This is a genomic window from Pseudomonas sp. (genome assembly GCF_033723075.1).
In the GTDB taxonomy this organism is placed as follows: domain Bacteria; phylum Pseudomonadota; class Gammaproteobacteria; order Pseudomonadales; family Pseudomonadaceae; genus Aquipseudomonas.
On sequence record NZ_JAWVXU010000001.1, the window covers coordinates 118,243 to 142,536 of the forward strand.

Annotated in this window: 26 protein-coding genes; 24 read left to right on the top strand and 2 right to left on the bottom strand. The window is 54.5% G+C overall.

Annotation, left to right across the window (positions count from 1 at the left end):
* Positions 1-294 precede the first annotated feature (294 nt).
* The 4 genes from R3355_RS00605 (at position 295) to R3355_RS00620 (ending at position 6,260) form a co-directional block, all read left to right on the top strand.
* Positions 295-1,638: an erythromycin esterase family protein gene (locus R3355_RS00605; protein ID WP_318959614.1), complete on the top strand. Its 1,344-nt coding sequence runs from the start codon at positions 295-297 to the stop codon at positions 1,636-1,638.
* 640 nt (positions 1,639-2,278) lie between these two features.
* Positions 2,279-3,100, top strand: coding sequence for a trehalose-phosphatase (gene otsB, locus R3355_RS00610; RefSeq protein ID WP_318959615.1), 822 nt, complete (start codon positions 2,279-2,281; stop codon positions 3,098-3,100).
* Positions 3,097-4,893 (top strand): glycoside hydrolase family 15 protein, encoded by a 1,797-nt coding sequence (locus R3355_RS00615; protein ID WP_318959616.1) that lies wholly within the window; start codon positions 3,097-3,099, stop codon positions 4,891-4,893. Before otsB ends, R3355_RS00615 begins: the two co-directional genes overlap by 4 nt.
* On the top strand, positions 4,875-6,260 hold the full coding sequence (locus tag R3355_RS00620; protein ID WP_318959617.1) for an alpha,alpha-trehalose-phosphate synthase (UDP-forming): 1,386 nt from the start codon (positions 4,875-4,877) through the stop codon (positions 6,258-6,260). Before R3355_RS00615 ends, R3355_RS00620 begins: the two co-directional genes overlap by 19 nt.
* 224 nt (positions 6,261-6,484) lie before the next feature.
* Here the strand turns inward: R3355_RS00620 and R3355_RS00625 are convergent, their stop codons facing one another.
* Positions 6,485-7,450, bottom strand: a complete 966-nt coding sequence (locus R3355_RS00625) for an integron integrase (RefSeq protein WP_318959618.1) — start codon at positions 7,448-7,450, stop codon at positions 6,485-6,487.
* 229 nt (positions 7,451-7,679) lie between these two features.
* On the opposite strand from R3355_RS00625, the gene R3355_RS00630 reads away from it, so the two are divergent.
* The 15 genes from R3355_RS00630 (at position 7,680) to R3355_RS00700 (ending at position 17,895) form a co-directional block, all read left to right on the top strand.
* Positions 7,680-7,865, top strand: a complete 186-nt coding sequence (locus R3355_RS00630) for a hypothetical protein (RefSeq protein WP_318959619.1) — start codon at positions 7,680-7,682, stop codon at positions 7,863-7,865.
* Complete coding sequence (locus tag R3355_RS00635) at positions 7,855-8,961, top strand: LPO_1073/Vpar_1526 family protein (RefSeq protein WP_318959620.1); 1,107 nt, start codon at positions 7,855-7,857, stop codon at positions 8,959-8,961. Before R3355_RS00630 ends, R3355_RS00635 begins: the two co-directional genes overlap by 11 nt.
* A gap of 107 nt (positions 8,962-9,068) precedes the next feature.
* The gene (locus tag R3355_RS00640; RefSeq protein ID WP_318959621.1) at positions 9,069-9,944 is read left to right on the top strand and encodes a DUF2806 domain-containing protein; all 876 of its coding nucleotides are present in this window, start codon (positions 9,069-9,071) and stop codon (positions 9,942-9,944) included.
* Between the two features lie 94 nt (positions 9,945-10,038).
* On the top strand, positions 10,039-10,314 hold the full coding sequence (locus R3355_RS00645; RefSeq protein ID WP_318959622.1) for a hypothetical protein: 276 nt from the start codon (positions 10,039-10,041) through the stop codon (positions 10,312-10,314).
* Positions 10,315-10,401: 87 nt separating this feature from the next.
* Positions 10,402-10,761, top strand: coding sequence for a hypothetical protein (locus tag R3355_RS00650; protein ID WP_318959623.1), 360 nt, complete (start codon positions 10,402-10,404; stop codon positions 10,759-10,761).
* Positions 10,762-10,843: 82 nt separating this feature from the next.
* Positions 10,844-11,743 (top strand): hypothetical protein, encoded by a 900-nt coding sequence (locus R3355_RS00655; RefSeq protein ID WP_318959624.1) that lies wholly within the window; start codon positions 10,844-10,846, stop codon positions 11,741-11,743.
* Positions 11,744-12,144: 401 nt separating this feature from the next.
* Entirely contained in the window at positions 12,145-12,600 is a 456-nt protein-coding gene (locus R3355_RS00660; RefSeq protein ID WP_318959625.1) for a hypothetical protein, read from the top strand.
* Between the two features lie 714 nt (positions 12,601-13,314).
* Complete coding sequence (locus R3355_RS00665) at positions 13,315-13,665, top strand: hypothetical protein (protein ID WP_318959626.1); 351 nt, start codon at positions 13,315-13,317, stop codon at positions 13,663-13,665.
* Positions 13,666-13,750: 85 nt separating this feature from the next.
* Complete coding sequence (locus R3355_RS00670; RefSeq protein WP_318959627.1) at positions 13,751-14,629, top strand: hypothetical protein; 879 nt, start codon at positions 13,751-13,753, stop codon at positions 14,627-14,629.
* A gap of 97 nt (positions 14,630-14,726) precedes the next feature.
* Positions 14,727-15,053: a hypothetical protein gene (locus R3355_RS00675; protein WP_318959628.1), complete on the top strand. Its 327-nt coding sequence runs from the start codon at positions 14,727-14,729 to the stop codon at positions 15,051-15,053.
* A 231-nt stretch (positions 15,054-15,284) separates the two neighbouring features.
* Complete coding sequence (locus R3355_RS00680; RefSeq protein ID WP_318959629.1) at positions 15,285-15,965, top strand: DUF2268 domain-containing putative Zn-dependent protease; 681 nt, start codon at positions 15,285-15,287, stop codon at positions 15,963-15,965.
* A gap of 43 nt (positions 15,966-16,008) precedes the next feature.
* On the top strand, positions 16,009-16,353 hold the full coding sequence (locus tag R3355_RS00685; protein ID WP_318959630.1) for a hypothetical protein: 345 nt from the start codon (positions 16,009-16,011) through the stop codon (positions 16,351-16,353).
* A 99-nt stretch (positions 16,354-16,452) separates the two neighbouring features.
* Positions 16,453-16,941, top strand: coding sequence for a hypothetical protein (locus R3355_RS00690; protein WP_318959631.1), 489 nt, complete (start codon positions 16,453-16,455; stop codon positions 16,939-16,941).
* 149 nt (positions 16,942-17,090) lie between these two features.
* On the top strand, positions 17,091-17,324 hold the full coding sequence (locus tag R3355_RS00695; protein ID WP_318959632.1) for a hypothetical protein: 234 nt from the start codon (positions 17,091-17,093) through the stop codon (positions 17,322-17,324).
* 151 nt (positions 17,325-17,475) lie between these two features.
* Entirely contained in the window at positions 17,476-17,895 is a 420-nt protein-coding gene (locus tag R3355_RS00700; RefSeq protein WP_318959633.1) for a hypothetical protein, read from the top strand.
* Between the two features lie 292 nt (positions 17,896-18,187).
* Here R3355_RS00700 and R3355_RS00705 read toward each other — a convergent pair whose 3' ends face one another.
* Positions 18,188-19,228, bottom strand: a complete 1,041-nt coding sequence (locus R3355_RS00705; protein WP_318959634.1) for an IS110 family transposase — start codon at positions 19,226-19,228, stop codon at positions 18,188-18,190.
* Positions 19,229-19,367: 139 nt separating this feature from the next.
* Between R3355_RS00705 and R3355_RS00710 the strand changes: the two genes are divergently transcribed.
* The 5 genes from R3355_RS00710 (at position 19,368) to R3355_RS00730 (ending at position 24,275) form a co-directional block, all read left to right on the top strand.
* Entirely contained in the window at positions 19,368-19,853 is a 486-nt protein-coding gene (locus R3355_RS00710; RefSeq protein ID WP_318959635.1) for a hypothetical protein, read from the top strand.
* 30 nt (positions 19,854-19,883) lie between these two features.
* Positions 19,884-20,513: a class I SAM-dependent methyltransferase gene (locus tag R3355_RS00715; protein ID WP_318959636.1), complete on the top strand. Its 630-nt coding sequence runs from the start codon at positions 19,884-19,886 to the stop codon at positions 20,511-20,513.
* A 418-nt stretch (positions 20,514-20,931) separates the two neighbouring features.
* A complete protein-coding gene (locus R3355_RS00720; RefSeq protein WP_318959637.1) occupies positions 20,932-21,291 on the top strand; it encodes a nuclear transport factor 2 family protein in 360 nt (119 codons plus the stop codon).
* A 152-nt stretch (positions 21,292-21,443) separates the two neighbouring features.
* The gene (locus R3355_RS00725; protein WP_318959638.1) at positions 21,444-22,046 is read left to right on the top strand and encodes a GNAT family N-acetyltransferase; all 603 of its coding nucleotides are present in this window, start codon (positions 21,444-21,446) and stop codon (positions 22,044-22,046) included.
* A gap of 615 nt (positions 22,047-22,661) precedes the next feature.
* A complete protein-coding gene (locus R3355_RS00730) occupies positions 22,662-24,275 on the top strand; it encodes a di-heme-cytochrome C peroxidase (protein ID WP_318959639.1) in 1,614 nt (537 codons plus the stop codon).
* The last annotated feature ends 19 nt before the right edge of the window (positions 24,276-24,294 follow it).

The window sequence follows — 24,294 nt, forward strand, 5'->3', positions numbered from 1 at the left end:
CAATAAAGAAAAGCCCCGGGAGAAGCCAGGTGTCGTCAAACACCGTTTTCGATCAGACGTCACCCCATATCGACAGTGGCCCCCTATATAGAGGTCAGAGCCCTGGAGCCGCCATCCCCGCGGGACCAGCACAACTCAATCGAGTCCGACAGCTGCGGTCCGCCGCGAGTTCCCCTTGACCGGCAGACGATCCGTGCATCCGCCACAAACGGCGTGCGTTCGTCGCCGCGCAATGGCCCCTGAGCCTGGCCGCACTACGCTGATAAGTGATCCATTGGTCAGCTGAGGTGCGTCATGGGATCCCCGGTCGAAATAGCCAAGCATTCGCCCGCGCAGGCGGCCGACCTGCCGGCGCTCATCCGCCAATACGCCGAGCCCCTGCCGGATCTGCACAGCAACGCCTTCGCCGAACTGTTCGACCGCTACGGCGATGCCCGCGTGGTGCTGATCGGCGAGGCCAGTCATGGCACCTCGGACTTCTACCGGACCCGCGCCGCCATTACCCAGCGCCTGATCGAGCGACACGGCTTCAACATAGTCGCCGTCGAGGCGGACTGGCCGGATGCCGGGCAACTCGACCGTTTCGCCCGGCAGCGCGACGTCTCGGCCTGGACCCAAAGCGCCTTCACCCGCTTTCCCACCTGGATGTGGCGCAACACCGATGTATCGCGCTTTATCCACTGGCTGCACCACCACAACCAACCCTTGCTCGAGGACCAGCGCGTCGAGTTTCGCGGCCTGGATGTCTACAGCCTGCGCAACTCCATGGCCGAGGTCCTGCATTATCTCGATCAGGTCGACCCGCAGCAGGCCCAGCAAGCACGCCAGCGCTATGCCTGCCTGTCGCCCTGGCAGGACGACCCGGCACGCTATGGCCTGTATGTCGAACACGGCAACGGCGATTCCTGCGAGAAGGCCGTGCTCGCCCAGCTCAACAGCCTGCTGGCCAAACGCCTGGAAGCCTGCGTACAGGATCACGAAGACCTCTTCAATGCCGCGCAGAACGCCCGGGTGGTGCGGGCGGCCGAGCAGTACTACCGGGCCATGTACCGCGGTTCCGCGGCCTCGTGGAACCTGCGCGACCGGCATATGTTCGAGACCCTGCAGGCCCTGCTGCAGCACCGCGGCCCCGCGGCGAAAGCCGTGGTCTGGGCGCACAACTCGCATATCGGCAATGCCGCCGCCACCGCCATGGGCTGGCGCGGCGAATTCAACATCGGTCAACTCAGCCGGATCGCCTGGGGGCACGACGCCGTGCTGATCGGCATGGGCACCGACCATGGCCAGGTGGCCGCCGCCGACGACTGGGATGGCGCCATGCACATCAAGGACATCCGCCCGGCGCGCCCGAACAGCTGGGAGCATCAGTTTCACCAGAGCGGCCTCGGCGCCGCCCTGCTCGACTGGCGCGATCCCAAGCGCCAACCCCTGCGCGACGGGCTGTCCACCCTCCTGCTCGAGCGCGCCATCGGCGTCATCTACCGGCCGCTGACCGAGCTGCAAAGCCACTACTTCCAGGCCGTGCTGGCCGATCAGTTCGATGCCTTCATCTGGCTCGACGAAACCCACCCGGTCAAACCGCTCAGCGCCCCCGGCAGCACAAGTCACGATGACGAGACCTACCCGTTCGGGATCTAGGCTGAAACAAGCCGCAGAAGACTCGGCAAAAAAGCAATCCACACCCGGACCATGGCACCTAGGGTGCGCCGTGCGCACCAGGCTTCGTCTGCCAGCGGTGCGCACGGCGCACCCTACCCGGATGGGCAAGTGCCGAACTACATGGGCGGAAGGGCGATCCACGTTGGCGTGAAACAAGCCTCTGAAGGCTGGCTGAATAGGCACCCAGCGCCGGGCTCGCTGCCATGGCACCTAGGCTGCGCCGTGCGTACCAGCATCGTCGGCCAGCGGTGCGCACGGCGCACCCTACCGGGATCGGGCAGGGGCCGAACTGCATGGGTGGCAGGGTGATCCGCGTTAGGGTGAAACAAGCCTCTGAAGGCTGGCGGAAAAGGCGCCCCATGCCGGACTCGCTGCCATGGCACCTAGGCTGTGCCGTGCGCACCAGGCTTCGTCTGCCAGCGGTGCGCACGGCGCACCCTACCCGGCTCAGCAGGGCCGGGCGGGAGGCCCCGGCACCCGCCCCCATGGAGTACGCCGCAGTCGATCCAGACGCCCCGCCCTCGGGTCGATGCCCCGGGCATGCGGTGCTATTCTTGGTTTCCCTTCCTCTCGTTCGCCTAGACGTATAGCGGCGGGTTGGCAATGTGGAGATTGGCCCATGTCTCGTCCGATGGTTCACGGACAGGCCGGCGCGGCCAGTGCCTCGCCTGGCGAGGCTTCGGCAAGTGCCCGGCTCGACGCCTGGCTGAGCGACCGCAGGCAGGCTGGCGCGTTGTTTCTCGATGTCGACGGCACCCTTCTGGATATCGCCGACTCCCCCACTGCGGTCTGCGTTCCGCGCGAGTTGCGTGCGGCCCTGGAGTGCCTGCATCGTCGCCTCGGCGGAGCGCTCGCGCTGGTCAGCGGCCGCCCGGTCGACGACCTCGACCGGCTCTTCGCCCCCCTGCGGCTGCCTGCCAGCGGTGTCCACGGCGCCCAGTGGCGAGTGCATGCCGACGAGCCGCTGCACCACGAGACCGCGGCGTCGCTGACCGCTTCCGTGCGTGAGCGGCTGCACGCCCTGGCGCGCAGCCATGCCGGCATCCTGAGCGAGGACAAGGGCAGCAGTTTCGCCCTGCATTTCCGCGCCGCACCGGTCGCCGGCCAGGCGCTGGCCGCTGCCCTGCACGCACTGCTCAGCGAGCCCGAGGCCGCGGGCCTGCGCCTGCTGCCCGGCAAGATGGTGTTCGAGGTCATCGCCCATGGCAGCGACAAGGCCCAGGCGATCAGGCGTTTCCTCGAGGTGGCGCCGTTCGCCGGGCGGCGGCCGCTGTTCATCGGCGACGACGTGACCGACGAGCCCGCCCTGGCCCTGATGCCCGAGCTGAACGGCCTGGCCCTGTCGGTCGGGCGTCTGCTGCCCGGCGCCAGCGCCGTCTTCGCCAATCCGGCGGCGGTGCGGGCCGCCCTCATCCGCGCGACAGGAGGGACCGATCGATGATCAAGCACCAGGGTGCGCTGGAACTCGGGCTCATCGGCAATTGCCGCGTCGCCGCGCTGGTCAATACCCAGGGGCGCCTGGTGTGGTGGTGTTACCCGAACTTCGACGGTGATCCGGCCTTCTCGCGCCTGCTCGCCGGCGACGAGGAGAAGGGCTTCAGCGATTGCCTGCTCGATGGCCTGAGCAGCAGCCGTTCGACCTACCTGCGCAACACCGCGATCATCAGCACCACCCTCGAGGACGCGGCCGGCAACGCCGTGCGCATCACCGACTTCGCCCCGCGCTTCATCCAGTACGGCCGCAACTTCCGCCCGGCCCAGTTGTGCCGCCTGATCGAGCCGCTGCAGGGGCTGCCCCGCGTGACCCTGCGCATGCGCCCGACCCACAGCTACGGCAAGCCCTGCCACGCCGTCGCCGGGTCCAGCCACATCCGCTACCTGGGCGGTGCCGACACCATTCGCCTGACCACCGATGCACCGCTGTCCTACATCCTGCGCGAGACGCCGTTTGCCCTCACCCGTCCGATCAGCCTGGTGATGGGCGTCGACGAGCCGCTCGACGACGCCCCGGAAGAAGTGGTCAAGGGCTTCCTCAAGCGCACCAGCGCCTGCTGGCACGAATGGGTGCGCGCGCTGGCAATCCCCTTCGAATGGCAGGAGGTGGTGATCCGCGCTGCGATTACCCTCAAGCTGTGCAGCTTCGAGGAGACCGGCGCGATCATCGCCGCGGTGACCACCTCGATCCCCGAAGCCCCCGGCTCGCAACGCAACTGGGATTACCGCTACTGCTGGCTGCGTGACGCCTATTTCGTGATCCTGGCGCTCAACCGCCTCGGTGCGACCAAGACCATGGAGCGCTACGTCGACTTCATCACCACGGTGGCGGCCGGCGGTGCCGAGCTCAAGCCGCTGTACGGTATCGTCCCCGACCTGGACCTCACAGAACGGATCGAGCCCGATCTGGCCGGTTTTCTCGGCAACGGGCCGGTGCGGGTCGGCAACCAGGCCGCCGAGCAGATTCAGCACGACGTCTTCGGTTCCGTGGCGCTGGCCGTGGCGCAGAGCTTCGTCGACCAACGCCTGCCGAATCCGGGCGATGAGAGCATGTTGCGCCTGCTCGAGTCGCTCGCCTCGCGGGCGGCCGGCCTCGCCTTCGAGCCCGACGCCGGCATCTGGGAATATCGCGGTCGCCAGCGCGTGCACACCCATTCCGCCCTGCTGTGCTGGGTCGCCTGCGACCGGGTCGGGCGCATCGCCGCACGGCTCGGCCTGGCCCCAGCGGCAGCGAGCTGGCAGGCGGAAGCGCAGCGCCTGCGCGAACGCATCCTGCGCGAAGCCTGGAGCCAGCGCCGCCAGTCCTTCACCGGCAGCTTCGGCCACGACGACCTCGACGCCAGCGTGCTGCTGATGAACGAGCTGGGCATCATCGACGCCAGCGACCCGCGCTTCATCGCCACCGTGGACTGCGTGGGCCGCGAGCTCAACGTCAACGGCCACCTGCTGCGCTACGCCACGGCCGACGATTTCGGCCTGCCCGAGACCGCGTTCCTGGTGGTCAAGTTCTGGTACCTGGACGCCCTGGCCGCGATCGGCCGCCGCGACGAGGCCCGTGCGCGCTATGCCGAGCTGGTCGCCGCGCGCAACACCTACGGCCTGCTGGCCGAGGACCTGCATCCGCATAGCGGCGAGATGTGGGGCAACATCCCGCAGACCTACTCGATGGCCGGGCTGGTCAACACCGCGATGCGCCTGTCCATCAGCTGGGAGGAAGGCCTATGTCGCGGCTCGTGGTGATCTCCAACCGGGTCGCCCTTCCCGACGAGGACGGCCGACCGGCGCCGGGCGGCCTCGCCGTGGCGCTGGAGGCGACCCTGCAGGGGCACGACGGGCTCTGGTTCGGCTGGAGCGGCCAGGTCTCCGACGCACCGCCGCCCCCCACGACTGTCAATTGCGGGCACATGCAGTACGTGCTCACCGACGTGCGCCCGCAGGATTTCCAGGAGTACTACAACGGCTTCGCCAACCGCGTGCTCTGGCCGATCCTGCACTACCGGGTCGATCTCGCGGAGTTCAGCGAAGCCGGTCTCGACGGCTACCGGCGAGTCAACGCGTTTTTCGCCGAGTGCCTCGATCCGCTCCTCGAGGTGGGCGACATCCTCTGGGTGCATGACTATCACCTGATGCCACTGGCGCGGGCCCTGCGCGCACGCGGCCACAGCAACCCCATCGGCTTCTTCCTGCACATCCCCATGCCCCCGCCCGACGTCCTCACCGCCCTGCCCCACCACGCCGAAGTGGTCGGCGCACTCACCGAATACAATCTGATCGGCTTCCAGACCGACAACGACGCCAGCAACTTCACCCGCTACCTGACCAGCGTAATCGGCGCGACCACCCGCGACGGCCGCCACTACCACCTGGGCCCACAACACTTTCGCGTCGGCGTGTTCCCGGTGGGTATCGATGCCGCGGGCTTTCGTCGCCTGGCCGAGACCTCGACGCACAGCGCCTTCGCCGCGGATCTCGACGAAAGCCTCTCCGGCCGAACCCTGATGGTCGGCGTCGACCGCCTCGACTACTCCAAGGGCATCGTCAACCGGCTCGACGGCTACGAACGCTTCCTCGAGAAATACCCCGCATGGCACGGCCACATCAGCTACCTGCAGATCGCCCCCGGCAGCCGCACCGACATCCCCGAATACATCGACATCGATGCCGCAGTCAGCGCCAAGGTGGGCCACATCAACGGCCGCTTCGGCGCCGCCAGCTGGGTGCCGCTGCGCTACGTCAGCCGCAACCACCGGCGCGAGGAAGTCGCCACCATCATGCGCATGGCGCGGATCGGCCTGGTCACGCCCCTGCGCGACGGCATGAACCTGGTGGCCAAGGAGTTCGTCGCCGCCCAGGACCCGGCCGACCCGGGCGTGCTGATCCTCTCGCAGTTCGCCGGCGCCGCCGCCGAACTGGGCGCGGCGCTGATCGTCAACCCCCACGACCGCGACGCCATGGCCGACGCCATCCACCACGCCCTGGACATGCCGCTGGAGGAACGCCGCGCGCGCCACCGGGAGATGTACGCCGTACTCGAGGCCAACCACATCCGCAACTGGGGCCGCAGCTTCATCAAGGCCCTGACCTGGCCGGGACGCCCGCCCGAGTGATGGCCGGAATATGCCAACCCTGCCACGGCAACAGCTGTGCGTTGCCAAGCCGCAGGCGCCTTGGCTTGGCTCGAACGGCGCACTGCACTATGCTCGGTCAGACCAAGGGAATGTCTGCCAACCCCGCCCATCCGGCCAGGATCGCCGTTACTCCCTGTTTTGTTTGCCATGCAGTCGCCAGCCCCGTTGTGCGCAGGGGCGGCGGTAGCCTGCCCGAGTCATAGCTAGCCCAAAGGACTCTGCACCCCGGCAAACCCCTGACCCAGCACATGGGTATAGATCTGCGTGGTTCGCACATCCGCATGCCCCAGCAACGTCTGCACGGTACGAATATCGCTGCCACGCCTAAGCAACTCGGTGGCGAAGGTGTGCCTGAAGGTATGACAGCTGGCGGGCTTGTGCACGCAAGAGCGCCGCAGCGCCTGCTTGACCGCCTTCTGGATGGAGCTGACATGAATGTGATGACGCACGATATGACCATCCTCGTCCGGGCACAGGCTGGAGGAAGGAAACAGCCATTGCCATTCGAACGAGCACGGCGCGTTCGGGTACTTGCGGCGCAGGGCAAACGGCAGACTGACCGGCGCTTGATAGAACGGCTCCCGGCATTTCCAGGCGTTGAAGATATGTTGCTTGCGCTCGAGCAAACTGCCGATCAGCGTGGCAGGCAACAGGGTTGTCCGGTCTTTGCCGCCTTTGCCGTCATGTATGGTGATCACCTGCCTGTCGAAGTCGAGATCCTTCACCCGCAGGCGCGCCGCCTCGACCACCCGGAGCCCGGCGCCGTACATCAGCGAAGCCAGCAACTGATAAGGCTGCACGAGCAAGGCAATGATCTCGGAGGCCTCGGCATGAGTCAGCACTGTGGGAATACGTGCAGAACGCTTGGCCCGCACAACTTCGCCAACCTGCCCCAATGGCTGCTGCAACACCCTCGCATACAAAAACACCAACGCATTGAGCGCCAGATTCTGCGTAGCCGCCGCCACCTTGCGCTCAACCGCCAACCAACTGAGAAAGGCATTGACCTCCACCGCCCCCATCTCCAACGGGTGGCGCAACTGATGGAAGCGGATAAAGTAGCGAATCCAGTACCAGTAGGATTTCTCGGTACGAATGCTGTAATGGTGCAGCCGCATCACAACTCGCACCTGCTCGCGCAGACGGGGTTTGGAGGGTGAACTGTCCATGTCGGCTCCTGACTACTGTTTTTTCATACAGTAGCAATGGTAGAGCAGAATGCGGAAGTCAAGCGAACACAGGAAGAAACCTGTTGCACTGGTATAACATGTTGATCTTTAAGGCTTTAAGTTTTTTCGAAATCCAAATTGATGCGTGCTTATGCAGAACCCACTACCATCGGATTAACGAAGAATTCCATCTAATCACTGTTATACATCATAGCCAAAGAGCATGCATATGGAATGGATTTTAAAAAACAAAGAGTGGCTCTTTAGTGGAATCGCCATTGCAATACCACTTGCAATAATTAGCTGGTTAATTTCCAGCCGAAGAAATAAACAAATTCAGAAGAGCGGTGACAACTCAACAAACATACAAATTGGTGGAAATTTTAAAATAGGCGGCAATAAGGATGATAAATAGCCAAAATCAAAAAGGCGGAGATAGCTCTACCAATATTCAAGCTCAGCAAATGGTAGTACATGTTGGAATTGATGAAAAGCGCGCGAGAGAAATCTACCAAGAAATGATTCTGCAGTTGAGGAATGATTACAGTCAAGAAGCTCTCAATATTGCAAATTATAGAGTTACAGAGTTCGAAAACAGACTAATGTCTAAAATTACTCAGGTTGAAGGCGCATTGGAAGCATTTGCAGATCCTAGCTTCCAGTTGCTTCTTGTAGAAGCTCAAAAAGCCGCAGCTTCTACTGAAAGGCCAGCAGACTATGATCTTTTATCTGAACTGCTAATACATAGATTCCAAAAAGGTGAGAATCGGATCGCACGCGCAGGCATTAGTCTTGCGGTAGAGATTGTAGATAAAGTTTCTGATGATGCCCTACTAGGCTTGACTGTAAGACATGCATTAGACAGCTTTCTTCCCACAAGCGGAGATATTCATCAAGGACTGGATGTTTTAAATGATCTATTTGGGAAAATACTCTATATGGATCTACCAATTGGTCAGGACTGGCTTGACCACTTAGACATATTGGATGCAGTACGCTTAAATCACTTTGGGAGCTTAAAAAAAGTAGGCCAGTATTATCCGGAGCAATTACCAGGCTATGTTGATGTAGGCATTGAAAAGAACTCGACGGATCATAACAAAGCCATTGACATACTAAAAAGCCACAACCTATCAGCCAACATATTAATTGAGCACGCCTTTAATAGTGACTACATTAGGCTTTGCGTTCGCAGCAAAAACAGCATTGATGAACTTTCGCTAACTACCCCAATGATTCATGACGGAAAATTAACCACCATTCAACAAAATCTTCCTGAAGAACAGAAGCAAGCAATCCACTCCATATATGAACTTTACTCTAAGGACGAAAATATAAGGCAAAATAACGTAAATTCATTCCTGAGTGAATGGGACAAAAGGTCTAACTTAAAAACTCTTAGGGAATGGTGGGATAACATCGCCACTAGCTTTACTGTCACGTCTGTCGGTAAGGTGCTAGCACACTCTAATGCTCAAAGGTGTGATAAAAATCTACCACCTCTAGATTAAAATATGAGCGACAGAGGTATAACAACTGGTTCAAATCGCTCGCTCCGCTCGCTGGGACGGGCTAAAGCCCGCCCCTTAACCAAACGTTAGGCATAAAAGGAGAACACATGGCAGACGGAAACTCGATTATAAATCTGGGCGACTTGGCAAAGCCGGCCACTGTGCTCATCGAAAAAGTTTCTAATGCCGTTGGAGTTCTTTACGAACCCAGAAGAATTAGAAAGAAGGCCGAGGCCGAAGCAGAGGCTGAGAAAATAAAAGCTTTAGCTGGAATAGAATTGTCCGAGATCCAGCAAAGAGGCATTGAGCGATTGGTGCATCAAGAGGCGAGAAAACAAGAAAATATTGAAGCTATTACAGCTCAAGCTGCTATAGCTCTGCCTCCTAACGCAAAAACTGAGGATTTAGAAGAAGATTGGGTCGCGCACTTTTTCGATAAGTGCGAAAAAGTCTCTGATAAAGACATGCAGTCCTTGTGGTCTAGCCTGCTAGCTGGTGAGGCTACAACCCCAGGGACGTACTCAAAAAGAACAATTGACTTTGTAGCGTCGATGGACAAAAAAGATGCAGAGTTATTTACAAGGTTTTGCCAGTTTACTTGGGTAATAGGAACTCCTGTACCTCTAATATTTGAACATACTGATGAAATATACAAGAAAAATGGTATTGACTTTTCCGATTTAAAACACCTCGACTCAATTGGGCTAATCTCATTTGAATCCACTACAGGATATCGGAGTTTTGGCTTAGGAGAAAAAGTCGTAATTTTCTACTTCGGCCTACCAACATTACTAGAATTCACTAATAAAGAAGACAATGAAATTAAGTTAGGAAAGGCGCTTTTTACGCAGGCTGGAAAAGAGCTAGTAAATATTTGCGGAGCGCAAAGAAACCAAGAATTTTACGAATACGCAGTGGAAAAACTATTCCAGCAGAATATTTGTTTATCCAGCATGCCACCCATCAGCACGAGTAAAGCCTAACAACTGGCTCAAATCGTTCGCTTCGCTCACTGGGACGGGCTAAAGCCCGCCCCTTAGCCAAACGTTAGAAGGCGGCAGGTACGAGGAGGTCAGCTTGAAAGAATACTTCACGGAAATTTTATATGTAATTGCAATTTCCAAGAAAACGCAGTGGGCAATTATCCTCGGCGTCGTGTTCTCCATCGGCATAACTCTTCTCGGCAGCCACCTAACGAGCAACCTTCAATTCACCGGCCCACTCAAAGGGCTTGAAGAAGCGGTCGCGGGTAAGCTGCTTAAGCAGTACGACAAAGCGGCCTTAATCGCGTTAATTTCATCTTGGGTGGTGGCTTTCAAATGCTACCACCGCGACAAAAAGCGTCTGTGGTAGCCTTCTAACAAATGGTTCAAATCACTCGCTTCGCTCGCTGGGACGGGCTAAAGCCCGCCCCTTAACCAAACGTTAGAAGGAGGCACTATGAAAGCAACAGTTGACCTTGAAATTTTCAGCCCACGATGGGGTAACGAAGATACGTATACGGTTCAGCTCAATCGGGATTTCATGGAAATAAAAATGTCCCCGAGAGTTTCAAGAGCCACATGGGTAGAAAATCAAGATCCAGAATGGAGCGGCGAATCCATTCAAGCAATCATGAACAATGACAATATTTACCCACCAAAAATCACGCAAGATCTTTTCGAGCACGTATGGAAAGAGTGGCGAAACGGCGACATAAATGATCAAGAAGCCGAGACCGAACTTCAAGAAGTTGCTAAATGGCTCAACGCTGTTACTCGCGCAAAACCAGATACAGAGTTCTGGAATAAGTACTTCTAACAAGTGGCTCAAATCGTTCGCTTCGCTCACTGGGACGGGCTAAAGCCCGCCCCTTAGCCAAACGTTATACGTAGGCCGAGTCATGAGAAGAATCCAGAAATTATTGGCCAACTGGTTGTTCCCAAAATTCATTTCAAATGCTTGTGAATCTCGCATCCCGAGATCAGGAGCAGCCGGGGCCAATGTAAATTGCTATGTATTATCCATAGACAATAATGACTCTCCATTTTTCATAGCTACTGAAATCTCTGGCGACCGAATAGCAGGACTGGCATGGGACGGAAACTCCTACGCAAATGAAACCACCCTTACAATCCAAGAGATTGAAAACAAAAACCTTAGGATCACACACTATTACGGGCTTTACGAAGTAACCTATAAAGGTATCTGCGACGCCGCATTCCATTACGCGACCAAATGGTCTTATATAAAAATCTGGCTCCACGAAAAACTAGACTCGATCAGCCAATACTTCTTCAACAAAAAGAAACTAGTAACAAAGAAAAGAATAGAGCTATTACAATTCATGATGGAATCTCAGCTGGACCGCTCGCACTCAGGAATCAGATTTCATCAACTAATGACCGATCTATATTCAATCAATTGGATCTTACATCCCTCTCGCGAAGAACAAGAGCGCAGACTTGAGCTGTATTTAGACTCACTAACTCAGTCAGGCGAGATATCTCAAATAAATCATGAATACGTGGTGACTGGCAGTGCAATAAGTGCAATTGAGCGCTACGAAGAAGAAGAGCGTCGTCACACTGAAGCAGTGAAACTACAAAAAAGAATGGTTTTATTAACGCTAATCTTAGTCTTCACAGCGCTAGTTCAATCCGGGGTCATCAAACTTCCCGTGCTAATTGACCTCACCGACAAAGCGCAGCAAGAGGAGTCCATGTATAACCATACGCTCAACCCCGTTCGCTTCGCTCACTGGACTCACAAAAGCTACGCTTTTGTTCGCCGGTTAGCTTAATCGTTAGGCAAAACAATGCGCACCGTCGACGACATAGCCGATCAGCTTCTTTTAGAGATTGAAATCATATCTAATCTTCTAAAACAATCGCCTTATACGTGGAGCGAGATAGAAGGCGTGCACAATATTTTAAAGAATAAAAACAAGACACACTATCCAAAGATAAAGCGAAAACTATTTATGGACTATCGAATGATCGCCGACCATCAAATAAACATACAAAATCTTAACGAACACCTTGATAATTCTTATACTTTTGCGGCTCTCTTAGAAACCCCCATAAATCAAGAGAAATAGATTACATATCCAGTTACTGGGCAGCTGCCTAACAAGCGGTTCAAATCGTTCGCTTCGCTCACTGGGACGGGCTAAAGCCCGCCCCTTAACCAAACGTTATGCATATGAATATTGATCTGAAATTTCATCCGCACCGTAAAAAACCTCAGTACGCAGCCATGATATTACTTGTCGGAGCTACAACAACAATGTGGGCTACCAAGGTCTCGCCTATACTTTCTTTTGCCATAGGGAGCTATTGGTTTTTTCTGTTACTCAAGACAATGAGTAACAAGGTTGTAAAAATATCAAAAACACAAGTTATCATCTCCAACTTAATTGGCCGCTTTCAAATAAACAAAAAAGCCTTTCCCATGTCTAATTTTTACGGTGTAAGAAATAGAGTTCACTGGGGACACTACAAACATTGCCAAACCGAGTTGATTGGTAGAAATGGTGTATTTCTACCAATTCGAGTTGAGTTCATGACAGAAAAAATATCCACCGAAGCACGTGAGCTGAAAGAGAGTCTTGTAAAAGAATTTAAGCTTGAGTCATGCCGTGATTTCGAGCATGCATAACAACTGGTTCAAATCGCTCGCTTCGCTCACTGGGACGGGCTAAAGCCCGCCCCTTAACCAAACGTTAGCCAATTGCATTTTGAATGTTTGTTTTTAAACCGCCTACAACCGCCACATCGCCCCATTGCTTTCGGGTTTACAGCGGTTCGAAATTTGCGTTTACTGAGCCACCGCCGCCACTATCGGGGCGCGTTAAAATCGCGGTTCGCCAGTTACATCGAAACATTAAATTTATTGCGTTTCGCCAGGTTCATCGCGTAACGCGCTATAAGCGGGAAAGCGGTGCTTTAAATTATGCGTACATCCGAGCGTCTAACAATTGGTTCAAATCGCTCGCTGCGCTCGCTGGGACGGGCTAAAGCCCGCCCCTTAACCAAACGTTAGACAATTCACTTTGAAAGTTTGTTTTTGAACCGCGTCAAACCGCTGCCCCGCTCCACTGCTTTAGGCTTCACACAGTTTCAAAACTTGTGTTTACTGAAGCATCGCCGCCACCATCGGGGCACGTTGAAATTGCGGTTCGCCAGCAACATCGAAACATTAGATTTATCGCGTTTCGCCAGTAATGTCGCGTAACGCGTTACAAGCAGGAACGCGGTGCTTCAAACTATGCGTACATCCGAGCGTCTAACAATTGGTTCAAATCGCTCGCTGTGCTCGCTGGGACGGGCTAAAGCCCGCCCCTTAACCAAACGTTAGGCTTATGGAGAAAACATGGATCTCAAGGAATTCATTCGAGACACTCTTACACAGATCGCCGAAGGTGCAGCTGAAGCTCAAGCTAATATCAGTACTCTTGGGGGCGAAGTCGCTCCCCGCATTAAAACCGGTACATATATGGAGCTTGGAAAACACGGCCTACTCTCGGCAGAAAATGGCTACGCCAATATGGTTGAGTTTGATGTAGCCCTCACAGCGTCAGAAGGCACAGGCACTAAAGGCGGCATTGGAGTATTTCTAGGAGCTGTAACACTAGGAAGTGGCGGCGAGTCAAAATCCGAAAGTTCATCTCTTAGTCGTATCAAGTTCAGCATTCCTATATCACTGAAACAAAGTGATGCCTAACAAATGGTTCAAACCGTTCGCTTCGCTCACTGGGACGGGCTAAAGCCCGCCCCTTAACCAAGCGTTATATTTTTGTCGAGTTCATATGATCCCCATTCAAGATTTTCTAAGGTACGTCGACCTATCTGAGCTTCACGACAAAATATGCCAATTCAGAGAATTAGATTTTAAAAAACTATCCTATCAAGAAGTCCAGAATGAAATATCAAATGTAATTACCTTTAATACGCCTCATGGAAATATTGCAGTGTTGACGCCGGGCTCCGGAAGCTACCCTGCCGGGACTCGATTCTATAGGGTAAGATCAATAGATGAGAGTGATAGAAATATTCCATTGAAATCAATGAATAAAATATGTGATTGCTGGGAGCCCCCGAGCAGTATTGTTAGTGCTGGCCGATTGAACAAAGAAAAAGAAGGGTTACTTTATACATCTCCAATGCACCCCCACATTGCAGTGGAGGAGATGAAGATAAAAGATGGTCAACTTTTTTCATTGATCGTTTACGAGGCACTAGAACCGGTAAATGTCACGATCATAGGAGCGGCCTCAAACCCTGAAGGGCTCTCAAAAGATGAAATTTTAAAGTCACGAATGATCCAAGATTTTTTACGTCACGAATTTATTAGAGATGTTGGGTCAGGCACTGAATATCTGTATCGAATATCAGAGTCAATTGCAAAAGACTACTTTGATTTGCCACCAGACTTTCATGATGCATGGTGCTATCCATCAGTTGCTAAAAAAGGGGGCTACAATACTTGCTTTAGACCTGCGAGCAGATCAAAGCTAAAATTGTGTGGTGTTCAGATAGCTTCAATTACTCGCCAAAACGATGATTATCTATTCCATATAAAAATGATCGCGAAAGACTCTGGCGACGGGCAAACATTGAGTTATCACGCAGTTGGCTCTGAAGAACAATCGAAAATATTCCCTGAAATTTCAGTGGCTAAAATATAACAAACGGTTCAAGCCATTCGCTTCGCTCTCTGGGACTGCGTGCCGCAGCCCCATAACCTAAACGTTATGCACACAATCATTAGAAAGGAGGCGCATCTTGAAATTGTTTTATTGTGACGGAGGCACAGGGCAAGTCAAAAAATTCAGCTTGCACGACTTAGATGATAGCGAGATATGCAGAGTTACAATTGACTTCTCTGTTGAGCCTTTGAGCAATCCTAAAGTCATCGACAACTACGGTGTAATATTAAAGGTAACTTTAGATCGAGCACCTAACATCAATAGAAACACAAACATCAAGAACAAATTAGATGCTATATCAAGAATAACTGGCGCTTTAGCAACCAGAATGTCTTGGAATAAACCTCTAGACTTAGATTTGGCCGAGACTTTTGGCTCTTCAAAATCCATATCAATCACATGATAAAGTCAGTCAGAGCGATGGCTAAAATTTCGCCTCGCTCTGGCCTTCGCGAGCCATGCGAACTATGTGCAAAAATAATCTGAATTTTCAATATTAACGATTTGGTAACGGGTCTCGCTGAGTACTATTGCAGTTGTAGCAAATGCATAACAATTGGTTCAAACCGTTCGCTTCGCTCACTGGGACGGGCTAAAGCCCGCCCCTTAACCAAACGTTAGGGGGTAATATCTTGTGCCCGCACAACTTCATCTTCTGAATTCTGCAAACCAGCTATCCCACGTTAAACGAAAAATTGAGTCGACGTTCGTGCAAGGGTTAGCCTCTATCGAGGCACTTATTAAAGTCTCCAACGTTGATGTTGTCGTTTACCGGGATAGCAGACTCGTCATCCCTGAAACTGGTGTAGGTGGCTACTCTCTGAGTCATGATCGTGTGTTCATTGCAGTTGATCCAGAACACTTTTCATTTGACGAACACTTTGAGAGAAATTTTATTTCTATACTAGGTCATGAACTACACCATTGTGCACGGTGGATGGTGCCTGGATATGGAGCGACACTAAAAGAAGCTATCGTTAGTGAGGGCCTAGCGTGCCATTTTGAAACCGAATTGTGCGATGGGACCGTCCCTTTTTACGCGCAGTGCTTAGATAATCAGGAGCAAATACAAGTGCTCACTGAATTCGAAAATGCACGTAATGCCCCCACCTACGATCACGCAGCATGGTTCTATGGGTCGGGATACCTTCCAAGACAGGCAGGATATTCCCTAGGTTTTGCAATCGTTGCAACCTACATTGCAGTTCATGGCTTTCCTGCGTCAACATTGACGAACCTGCCCGCAGATGAGTTTTTTACCACTCCCCCTAACAAGTGGTTCAAATCGCTCGCTCCGCTCACTGGGACGGGCTAAAGCCCGCCCCTTAACCAAACGTTAGGATATTTTGGAGAGTCATATGGCGTTCGCCCCCAAAGAGAGGAAAGTCGTCGCCGTCAAAAAAGCCTCTAAGACTGTCAGCATCTTAGAAAGCACTCCATCTGAGTATCAAGCCAGCGTATATGCTCAACTCGAAAAACAACGACGAACCAAAAGTAAAACACGAAAAACCAACAAGGTTGAAAATCTAAAATCCAAACTTATTGAATTAAAAAGCAAGCTACGGGATAGCCACATAGAAGCAGAGCGCACGGAACTATCAAAAGAAATATTGGCACTTGAAGCCACCATCAAAAGAACACGAAAACCTAAAAAGGCATGGTCGCCTATACTTCCTGGCTCCTTTGAGTCCAAGAGCAAATAGTCATGTGTATAAATCTCCTAACTATGCGCTCAAATCGTTCGCTTCGCTCACTGGGACGAGCTAAAGCCCGCCCCTTAACCATACGTTAGGCAGCAAAGCATGAGCATAGAATCTCGCATAATCGAAGAATTAATCAATCTTATACCTGTGCTCGCTGGCGCACTCATCGCATTATTTGGCGCAGGGATCAAGTATCTTGTTGATACTCGTGATCGCCGCAAACAAATTTGTCGCGAAAAATTAGAGAATTTGATGGCTCTAGTCTACCAACTAAAACTATGGACTAGTACAGTGGATGATCGTTACATATTTGGGAGATCGCGAGAAAACATTTCCCTCCCCACAGATGAGATAACCGTAATTGGTCGCCTGTACTTTCCGAATCTAGACAATGAAATCAGCAATGTTGTTTATGCTGCAAGAAAATATCAAAAAATGGCCATGGAAGCAGGCGAATATAGGTTGGCTAACGAAGGAAAGCTCCCTGAGAACTATATGGAAAACTTAAGTCCTCAATACGGAGAGCTTCTGAACACAATTGAAACCCTAACAAAAGAGGCACAGTCCATCTCAAAGAGACTGCTTTAGCACTACCTAGAGAGTATTTAATACCACCGCAAAGCCTAACAAGTGGTTCAAATCGCTCGCTTCGCTCACTGGGACGGGCTAAAGCCCGCCCCTTAACCAAACGTTATGTGTCAAAAGCCTGTCTTTTTACTACGCTTCTAGGAAAAATAATGGAGACGAATAAATTACTTAAAATATTAATAATCTCTAATTTATTCACAGCACTGTGCGCAATAGGTGCATTTTATTTTTCCTATAGCGCAGCTAGTGATGCCGAGGACGCATATTACGAAGCAGCTAATGCTTCCTCTGAGGCTTCAGATGCTGCAGCATCAGCAGCCGACGCTGCAACGGCAGCATTAGCCACCAATTCTACAATTTCTTACGGCGTGAACTGCAATTAAAGGGTTAGTAATATCAGCCAGCACAAATTTTACCGCGCAATTGCCACATAACAATGCGCTCAAACCGTTCGCTTCGCTCACTGGGACTGGCTAAAGCCAGCCCCTTAGCTTAATCGTTAGGCTAGTAGTTTTGATTGCAGGAGTATTAAGCGTGGTCAAGGAGACGCTGGACAAATACGGGGTTACGGTTTCAACTATTATTTCATGTATCTTACTTCTCCCAATGGCCATGTCATATGTTCCAGGATCAATTTATATATTACTCGCCTCATCGGAGGCCCCTTGGTTGCTGTTTTTAATTCCGCTAGGCGGGTTTGGGCTTTTTAGTGCCGGCAGTGTAGTAATCCTCATGCAAGAATATATAGATTACGAGGTGCCATTGTATATTTATCCGGGAATTCTGTCTGGAACAATTGCACTTATAATTCTTTGGTCTTTTATGGGCGCATTTAGCCATCCATCTATTTTTTTTGAAAACCCTTACTACGCAATCTCTTCAGCCGGCCCGCTTATAGCATCGTGCTTGGCATTGCTGATGATAAAGTTTAAAACTAGAAACTATGCACTTTAAGGAAGTTGCTTGTCCGCCTAACAAGCGGTATATGGACTCTCCCCACAAGTAGTGAGAATTAGCTTTTCCAACCCTGTCGTCAGCGCGGTTGCATTCGTATATCCGGCCTTGTCTTGGGCGCTTCGCCCTGGCCATTCTGTAGTTCGCGCAGCGGGGGCCAAGCGTTCAATCGATCACGATCGATCAGCCTTGTTATCGGCCTTGTTCCGCTGCAGGACTCGCCTGTTCCGACAGTGCTGCTGCTCACCACAACCACAAGAAAACCATCACACCTTACTGATTACCCCCGCCGTCAGGCGGGCCTTGCGCTTTGCCAGTTACCGTTAAAACGACGCTCATGGCACCACACCGCCCAGCAGATCCGCAGTTTGTTGGCCAGCGCCACGGCCGCCTTGTTGTGGCCAATTCGTGCAGCGGTCTCGACGGCCCAACGCTGTAACTGGGTCAGTTTCTCCGGGGTGCGTGCCTGGCACCGTTGCGCCGCCAGTAAGGCAGCTCGCGCGCCATGGACCAGCAGTGTTCGCACGTAGACGTTGCCCTGGCGGCTGATGTGGCCCAATTTGCGCCGATCGCCGCTGCTGAATTCGCGTGGCGTCATGCCCAGCCAGGCGCTGAGCTGGCGACCATTGGCAAAGCGCTCGGGCTTGCCGACTGCGGTTTTCAGGGCGCTGGCGGTCAGCAGGCCAATACCGCTGACTTCATCGAGTTTGCGCACGACATCATCGTCGGCATGCCAGCGTTTGAGTTGCTGCTCGCACTCGGCCATGCACTGTTCGTGCAGGTTGATTTCCGCCAGGACGACATGCAGTTGATGGCTCAAGGGCACGACCTCTGGACGTTCAACCAGCTCATGGGCGGCACGGATAAACGCGGCGGTGGAGGCTGGGGCTTCGATGCCCGCCTCGCGCAGGATGCCTCGCAACAAGTTGATACGCTGGGTGCGACTCTTCTTCCAGGTTTCGCGTAGCCCGTGCAGTTGCTGTAACTGTTGTTGCTCGTGGCTTTTCACCGGCACCGGATGAATATCCTTGCAGCGCGCGGCCTCCAGCATGGCATCGCAATCGTTGCGGTCGGTTTTGTTACGGCGTCGATAAGGCCGTACGTAGCGTGGATGGATCAGCTTTACCCGATGGCCCAGGGACTGCGCCACCCGCCCCCAGTAATGGGCTGTGCCACAGGCCTCCATCACCCACTCGACCGGCTCGGCTTGCTCCTGTATATATTGCCTAAACGCCTCTCGGTTCAGCCGCTTACGCTGCTCCACCTGGCCGGAACGGACACTCTCGGCAACTTGGTAAACGGACTTGGCCAGATCAACCGCAATTCGCTTCATCACGACGTTCCCAATGAATAGTCACCACCGCTCTCGGTATAGAAGGTGGCGCGGGGAGAGTCCATTACAGCATTCAAATCGTTCGCTTCGCTCTCTGGGACTGCGTGCCGCAGCCCCTTAACCTAAACGTTAGGCAAACATGTCAGAAATCGAAATAAAGGAAGAAGGCACAACAGGAGCAATTATCCTGTACGTCCTATTACTCCCAGCAATGCTATTTTTCACATTCACCGCCTACTTTAGCGGAAACACAGCAGCGCTTATGGCAACTGTATCTTTAACGGCAGCAATTCCATTTGAAATAACCCGCCACGTCAAACTCCGCAAACTAGCCATAATTCCACTAATTAAATTTACTGACAAAGAAATATGCATCAGGGAAAGGCGAAAATCAAAAACGCACAGCATTGAGTACAACTCTATCTCATCATTTATAAAAACCCGAAACCGCCACACCACAAGAACAAGTTTCACATTAAAATTAAAATCTGGTGAATCACTCGAAGTTCCAGATTCCTATAGAGACCACGAAGCCAAAGTAATAATCGAAAATCTTCTCAAGAAGTTACCGCAGCTCAGCCCAAAACATGGCTGGGAAAGCAAAGAATACAGTGAGTATGCCTAACAATGCGTATATGGACTCTCCCCACAAGTAGTGAGCAAAGCTTTTTCTAAACCTGATGCGGTTTATGGAACGCTTTCGTTTATCCAGACCGCGAGGGCGGTTCTGGCGGACCGGGTGACGCTGCACCTGGGCAGCGCAACGGCGATTCCACTCGACGACGCCTCGGTCGACGTGGTGGTCTCTGGGCTGGCCCTGAACTTCATTCCAGATCAGCACGCCGCACTGCTTGAGATGGCGCGGGTAACCGGCAAGGGCGGCACGATCGGCGCATACGTCTGGGATTACGCGGGAAAGATGGAGCTTATGCGCTTCTTCTGGGATGCGGCCCGCGAGCTCGACCCGCACGCCGCGAAGCTCGATGAAGGCGCCCGCTTCCCCTTGTGTCGCCGCGAGGCACTGGCAACGCTTTTCTCCAGCACCGGACTGCAACTGGTCGAAGTGGCGCCCATTGACATAGCGACACCCTTTGCGGACTTCGATGACTACTGGCAGCCGTTCCTCGGCGGCCAGGGGCCGGCTCCCGCCTATGCCATGTCGCTCGACGAAACCGCCAGGGCGCACCTACGGGGCCGCCTAAGGGAGCGTCTGCCAACCGCTGCGAACGGGTCGATCTCCTTGACGGCAAAGGCTTGGGCGGTTCGCGCAAGCGTTGCAAGGTAGAAGATGCCCAACCACAGGTAACGGCTTGTCGATCATTCCTGCCATCAAAGGGACGCTTGGCTGTGGCAGTTGCCGCTGCAGCGGCGCGGGGGGCACCAGACCGACCAGCAGGCTGTTGGCCAGGACCCGCTTTGTCGTGATCGTTACGCGCCGCGATTTGCGTGGCCCGGCTAGCGGCGCGAACGCGTGGATCAGCAAGGTGCCGCATGATCACCCGAACGAATCGCCGTGCGAGCCCATGCCAGCACTCGAGCGCTCCCGCCACCACAGACCCTCCGGACAAACGTCAGGGGTCGCCGCCCCCTCCTCCAGCAAGCAGATACTATAGTTAGAGTGTTCAACTACAAGGTGTCCTTGAGGACTCGTGTTATTGAACAACTTAGCCACGTCCTATTGACTAATATTCGAGGATAAGTCGATGACTTTAGCCGATATAGTACAGAAGGGTTGGGAAGCACTCGGCGCAGGAGACTTTGATAGCCTGGTAGCAGACTACGTTGAAGACATGACCTTCATTATGCCCGGGCAGACCGACCGCCTGAAAGGGCGCGATGCATTTCGTTCCGCGCTTGATGGACTCGGAAAAATCCTCCCGCCAGGCTTCGAGATCACCGGGCTTCGCCAGCTTGAAGGGAAAGATGAAGTTGTCTCCATTGTTGAATGGAAAGCAGATAAAGTTGCCAGTTCTCAACTGTCAGTTCTTTTCAAGTTCGAAAACGACAAGATTTATGAGGAACGCTGGTTCATCGACACTGAACAATGGAAAGGCGCATTCTGAGTTATGTTCGATACATAACTCGTATATCCAGCCGCGCGCATGCCGTAATGGCCTTTTGTGCATTGTGCTTCACTTCATCGCCACACAGAATCCGCGTTGGCAGGCAAGCAGTTGATAGCGGTATGCCACGGTACTCAAAGTGAGGAAGCGCCATGCTTAGCATTGATCTTCCCTTTCGACAGGCCACGCCAGACGATGCGCAGGACTTGGCCGAATTCGTCAACATGGCCGGTGAAGGCTTGGCGCTCTATCTGTGGGAGCAAATGGCCACGGCCGGTGAATCCGCTTGGGATGTCGGCTGTAGTCGGGCCAAGAGGGACTCAGGTGCCTTCTCCTACCGCAATGCGATCCTGCGCCTGGTGGACGACGATGCCGTTGCCTGCTTGATTGGCTATCCGTTGGAAGACGCCCCTGCTCCTGCGGATTACTCGGAAATACCGCCCATGTTCGTGCCCCTTCAGCAACTGGAGGACATGGTCCCCGGCACCTGGTACATCAACGTCCTGGCCACCAAGCAAGCGCATCGAGGTCATGGCTATGGCAATGAGCTTCTGGCCCTTGCCGAGGGCATCGCGACCAGCCTCGGTAAGCATGGTCTGAGCCTGATCGTCGCTGACACCAACCTGGGCGCACGAAGGCTCTACAGTCATCTCGGCTATCAGGAAGTGGCGCAGCGAGCAATGGTCAAGGAGCACTGGGTTCATCCCGGCACGCACTGGGTTCTGATGACGAAAAATTTGCAGGTTGAGGATTAATAACCCGAAGCCGGGACAGGTTGACCAGTGCACACCTTGGAGATCACTTCACCCTGTCCATCGAGTTGAGACCGTCTGGCCAAGGGACTCAGGTCTACTGGCGCCAGACCTTCGATACCATTGAGCACTACCAATGCATTGCCGATTTCGTCGCCGGTGCCAACCAGCAGACGCTGATACCCCCCGCCAGGCAATCTGCTGGCTTTGCCAGTTGCCATTAAAGCGTCGCGTGCGGCAGCAAATGGCCAAGCATATCCATAGCGGGTTATTGACCAGGGCCACAATCGCCTTGTCGTGAACGATGCACTCGGCGCCGCCATCTGCGTGACCCGGCGTTGCAGTGAAGTTATCCGCCATCGCGCCCTGGACTTCCTGACCACTTAATCAAGTCACACATGAAGAGACACTTCGACTGTGGCTGATTTGGCTAACCGGAAAATGTCTGGACATTAGCAAAATCGTTAAAAAGCAGTGTGATGTTCCTGCGCCGATATGTTAAAAACCGCTTTAAAAACTTGCCGTTATTGATTACTTGATTAGAGCAAGATCATTTCCTCAGAAAAAATAAGAACTAAGGAGCCTTGGGTGAGGGGGGAGTTTCGATGTGCACTACATATGTTGTCAGCTTCAGTACTGTTGGCGACATCGCTGTTTCTCACTGGCTGCGATAACGAGGAACCGGCAACCACAAGCCCGAGAACGGCATCCGGCCTGAAACTGCTGAACCAGGACTGGAACGACCAGCAGCGCGAGACAGCCTGGTACACCAGCTTCGGCTCGCGGATCGTCCCGCTGCCCTGGTTTCTCGCACTGGAAGAGGCCAACAGCCAGGCGAGCTTCAGTCGCCCGGACAACCTGAGCCGCTTCGGCTTTGCCTCGGCCGGCCAATCGGCAGCCAACCCCCACAGCCTGCCGATCGGCCTGGCCACCACGCCGCCGCACAAGGGTGAACAGTGGGTGGGACTGGGTTGCTCGGCCTGCCATTCCGGGCAGGTCTACTACCGCGGCGAGCGCCTGCATATCGACGGAGGCCAGGCCCTGGTCGACTTCCAGCTGTTCGAGCGGGAGATCATCGCTGCGCTCCAGGTGACCCTGGCCGACGAAGACAAGTTCCTGCGCTTCGCCCAGGCCTTACAGGCGGGCCCCGAGCTGCGTCAGGCGGTGCAGGCGCGCAGCGAGCGTCTGAGCGCCGTGGCGGCGCTGAATACCACCCACGTTGCCTACGGCCGTGGCCGCCTGGACGCCTTCGGCCAGATCTTCAATGCGGTAGCCGCCGACTTCCTCGCGATTCCCGAGAATCGCCGCGAGCCCAACGCGCCGGTCAGCTACCCGGTGCTGTGGGACGCCGCGCACCTGGACCTGGTGCAGTGGAACGGCTCGGCGCCCAATGCCGGCCCCGGGCCGCTGGTACAGAACGCCACCACGGCGCTGGCGGTGTTCGGCGACCTGAACATCCACAGTGACGGCATGGGCTACGACTCCACGGTCGAGATCGAGAACCTCAGCACCATCCAGGACCTCTGGTATCGACTCAGCGCGCCCGCCTGGCCACAGGAGACCCTGGGCACTATCGACGGCGAGTTGGCGCAGCAGGGGGCGGCGATCTACCAGCAGCAGTGCCAGACCTGCCATGTGCTGTCCGATCAGCAGGACCCGGATCGCGAGCTCACCGCGAAGCTGGTGGCGGTCGACGCCGTGGGCACCGACAGCACCATGGCCAGCAACTTCACCAATGCCAAATCCAAGAGCGGCGCCTTCGAAGGCCAGAAGCTGATGTACGTCGGCGGTGCCACGCTTGGTGCCGAGGCCCCTACCATCGAACTGGTGGTGCACGCGGCGCTGGGCGCGCTGCTCGAACACCCCTGGGAGTCGATCAAGGCGGGCCTGTACAGCTTCCACAAGGTGCAGAGCGCCCCCCTGCACGAGCGCCCCTACGACTACAAGGCGCGCCCACTGTCCGGCATCTGGGCCAGCGCGCCTTATCTGCACAACGGCTCGGTACCGACCCTGGCGGCGCTGCTGTCGAGCGAGCGCCCGCCCCGTTTCGCCGTGGGCAAGGTGGAGTTCGACCCGCAGGCGGTGGGGCTGAGCGGCCAGGTGCTGGATGAGGCCCAGGTGAGCCGCTTCGACACCCGCCTGCCGGGCAACGGCAATGGCGGACACCTCTATGGCACCCGTCTGGCCGAGGCCGACAAGCGCGCCCTGATCGAATACCTGAAAACCCTATAACGACAAATTCCAAGCTGGG

Excerpts from the sequence above, each read along its gene's own strand:
- R3355_RS00605 (WP_318959614.1), top strand. The coding sequence starts at position 295 with ATGGGATCCCCGGTCGAAATAGCCAAGCATTCGCCCGCGCAGGCGGCC.
- otsB (WP_318959615.1), top strand. The coding sequence starts at position 2,279 with ATGTCTCGTCCGATGGTTCACGGACAGGCCGGCGCGGCCAGTGCCTCG.
- R3355_RS00615 (WP_318959616.1), top strand. The coding sequence starts at position 3,097 with ATGATCAAGCACCAGGGTGCGCTGGAACTCGGGCTCATCGGCAATTGC.
- R3355_RS00620 (WP_318959617.1), top strand. The coding sequence starts at position 4,875 with ATGTCGCGGCTCGTGGTGATCTCCAACCGGGTCGCCCTTCCCGACGAG.
- R3355_RS00625 (WP_318959618.1), bottom strand. The coding sequence starts at position 7,450 with ATGGACAGTTCACCCTCCAAACCCCGTCTGCGCGAGCAGGTGCGAGTT.
- R3355_RS00630 (WP_318959619.1), top strand. The coding sequence starts at position 7,680 with ATGGAATGGATTTTAAAAAACAAAGAGTGGCTCTTTAGTGGAATCGCC.
- R3355_RS00635 (WP_318959620.1), top strand. The coding sequence starts at position 7,855 with ATGATAAATAGCCAAAATCAAAAAGGCGGAGATAGCTCTACCAATATT.
- R3355_RS00640 (WP_318959621.1), top strand. The coding sequence starts at position 9,069 with ATGGCAGACGGAAACTCGATTATAAATCTGGGCGACTTGGCAAAGCCG.
- R3355_RS00650 (WP_318959623.1), top strand. The coding sequence starts at position 10,402 with ATGAAAGCAACAGTTGACCTTGAAATTTTCAGCCCACGATGGGGTAAC.
- R3355_RS00655 (WP_318959624.1), top strand. The coding sequence starts at position 10,844 with ATGAGAAGAATCCAGAAATTATTGGCCAACTGGTTGTTCCCAAAATTC.
- R3355_RS00660 (WP_318959625.1), top strand. The coding sequence starts at position 12,145 with ATGAATATTGATCTGAAATTTCATCCGCACCGTAAAAAACCTCAGTAC.
- R3355_RS00665 (WP_318959626.1), top strand. The coding sequence starts at position 13,315 with ATGGATCTCAAGGAATTCATTCGAGACACTCTTACACAGATCGCCGAA.
- R3355_RS00670 (WP_318959627.1), top strand. The coding sequence starts at position 13,751 with ATGATCCCCATTCAAGATTTTCTAAGGTACGTCGACCTATCTGAGCTT.
- R3355_RS00685 (WP_318959630.1), top strand. The coding sequence starts at position 16,009 with ATGGCGTTCGCCCCCAAAGAGAGGAAAGTCGTCGCCGTCAAAAAAGCC.
- R3355_RS00690 (WP_318959631.1), top strand. The coding sequence starts at position 16,453 with ATGAGCATAGAATCTCGCATAATCGAAGAATTAATCAATCTTATACCT.
- R3355_RS00695 (WP_318959632.1), top strand. The coding sequence starts at position 17,091 with ATGGAGACGAATAAATTACTTAAAATATTAATAATCTCTAATTTATTC.
- R3355_RS00705 (WP_318959634.1), bottom strand. The coding sequence starts at position 19,228 with ATGAAGCGAATTGCGGTTGATCTGGCCAAGTCCGTTTACCAAGTTGCC.
- R3355_RS00710 (WP_318959635.1), top strand. The coding sequence starts at position 19,368 with ATGTCAGAAATCGAAATAAAGGAAGAAGGCACAACAGGAGCAATTATC.
- R3355_RS00720 (WP_318959637.1), top strand. The coding sequence starts at position 20,932 with ATGACTTTAGCCGATATAGTACAGAAGGGTTGGGAAGCACTCGGCGCA.
- R3355_RS00725 (WP_318959638.1), top strand. The coding sequence starts at position 21,444 with ATGCTTAGCATTGATCTTCCCTTTCGACAGGCCACGCCAGACGATGCG.
- R3355_RS00730 (WP_318959639.1), top strand. The coding sequence starts at position 22,662 with ATGTTGTCAGCTTCAGTACTGTTGGCGACATCGCTGTTTCTCACTGGC.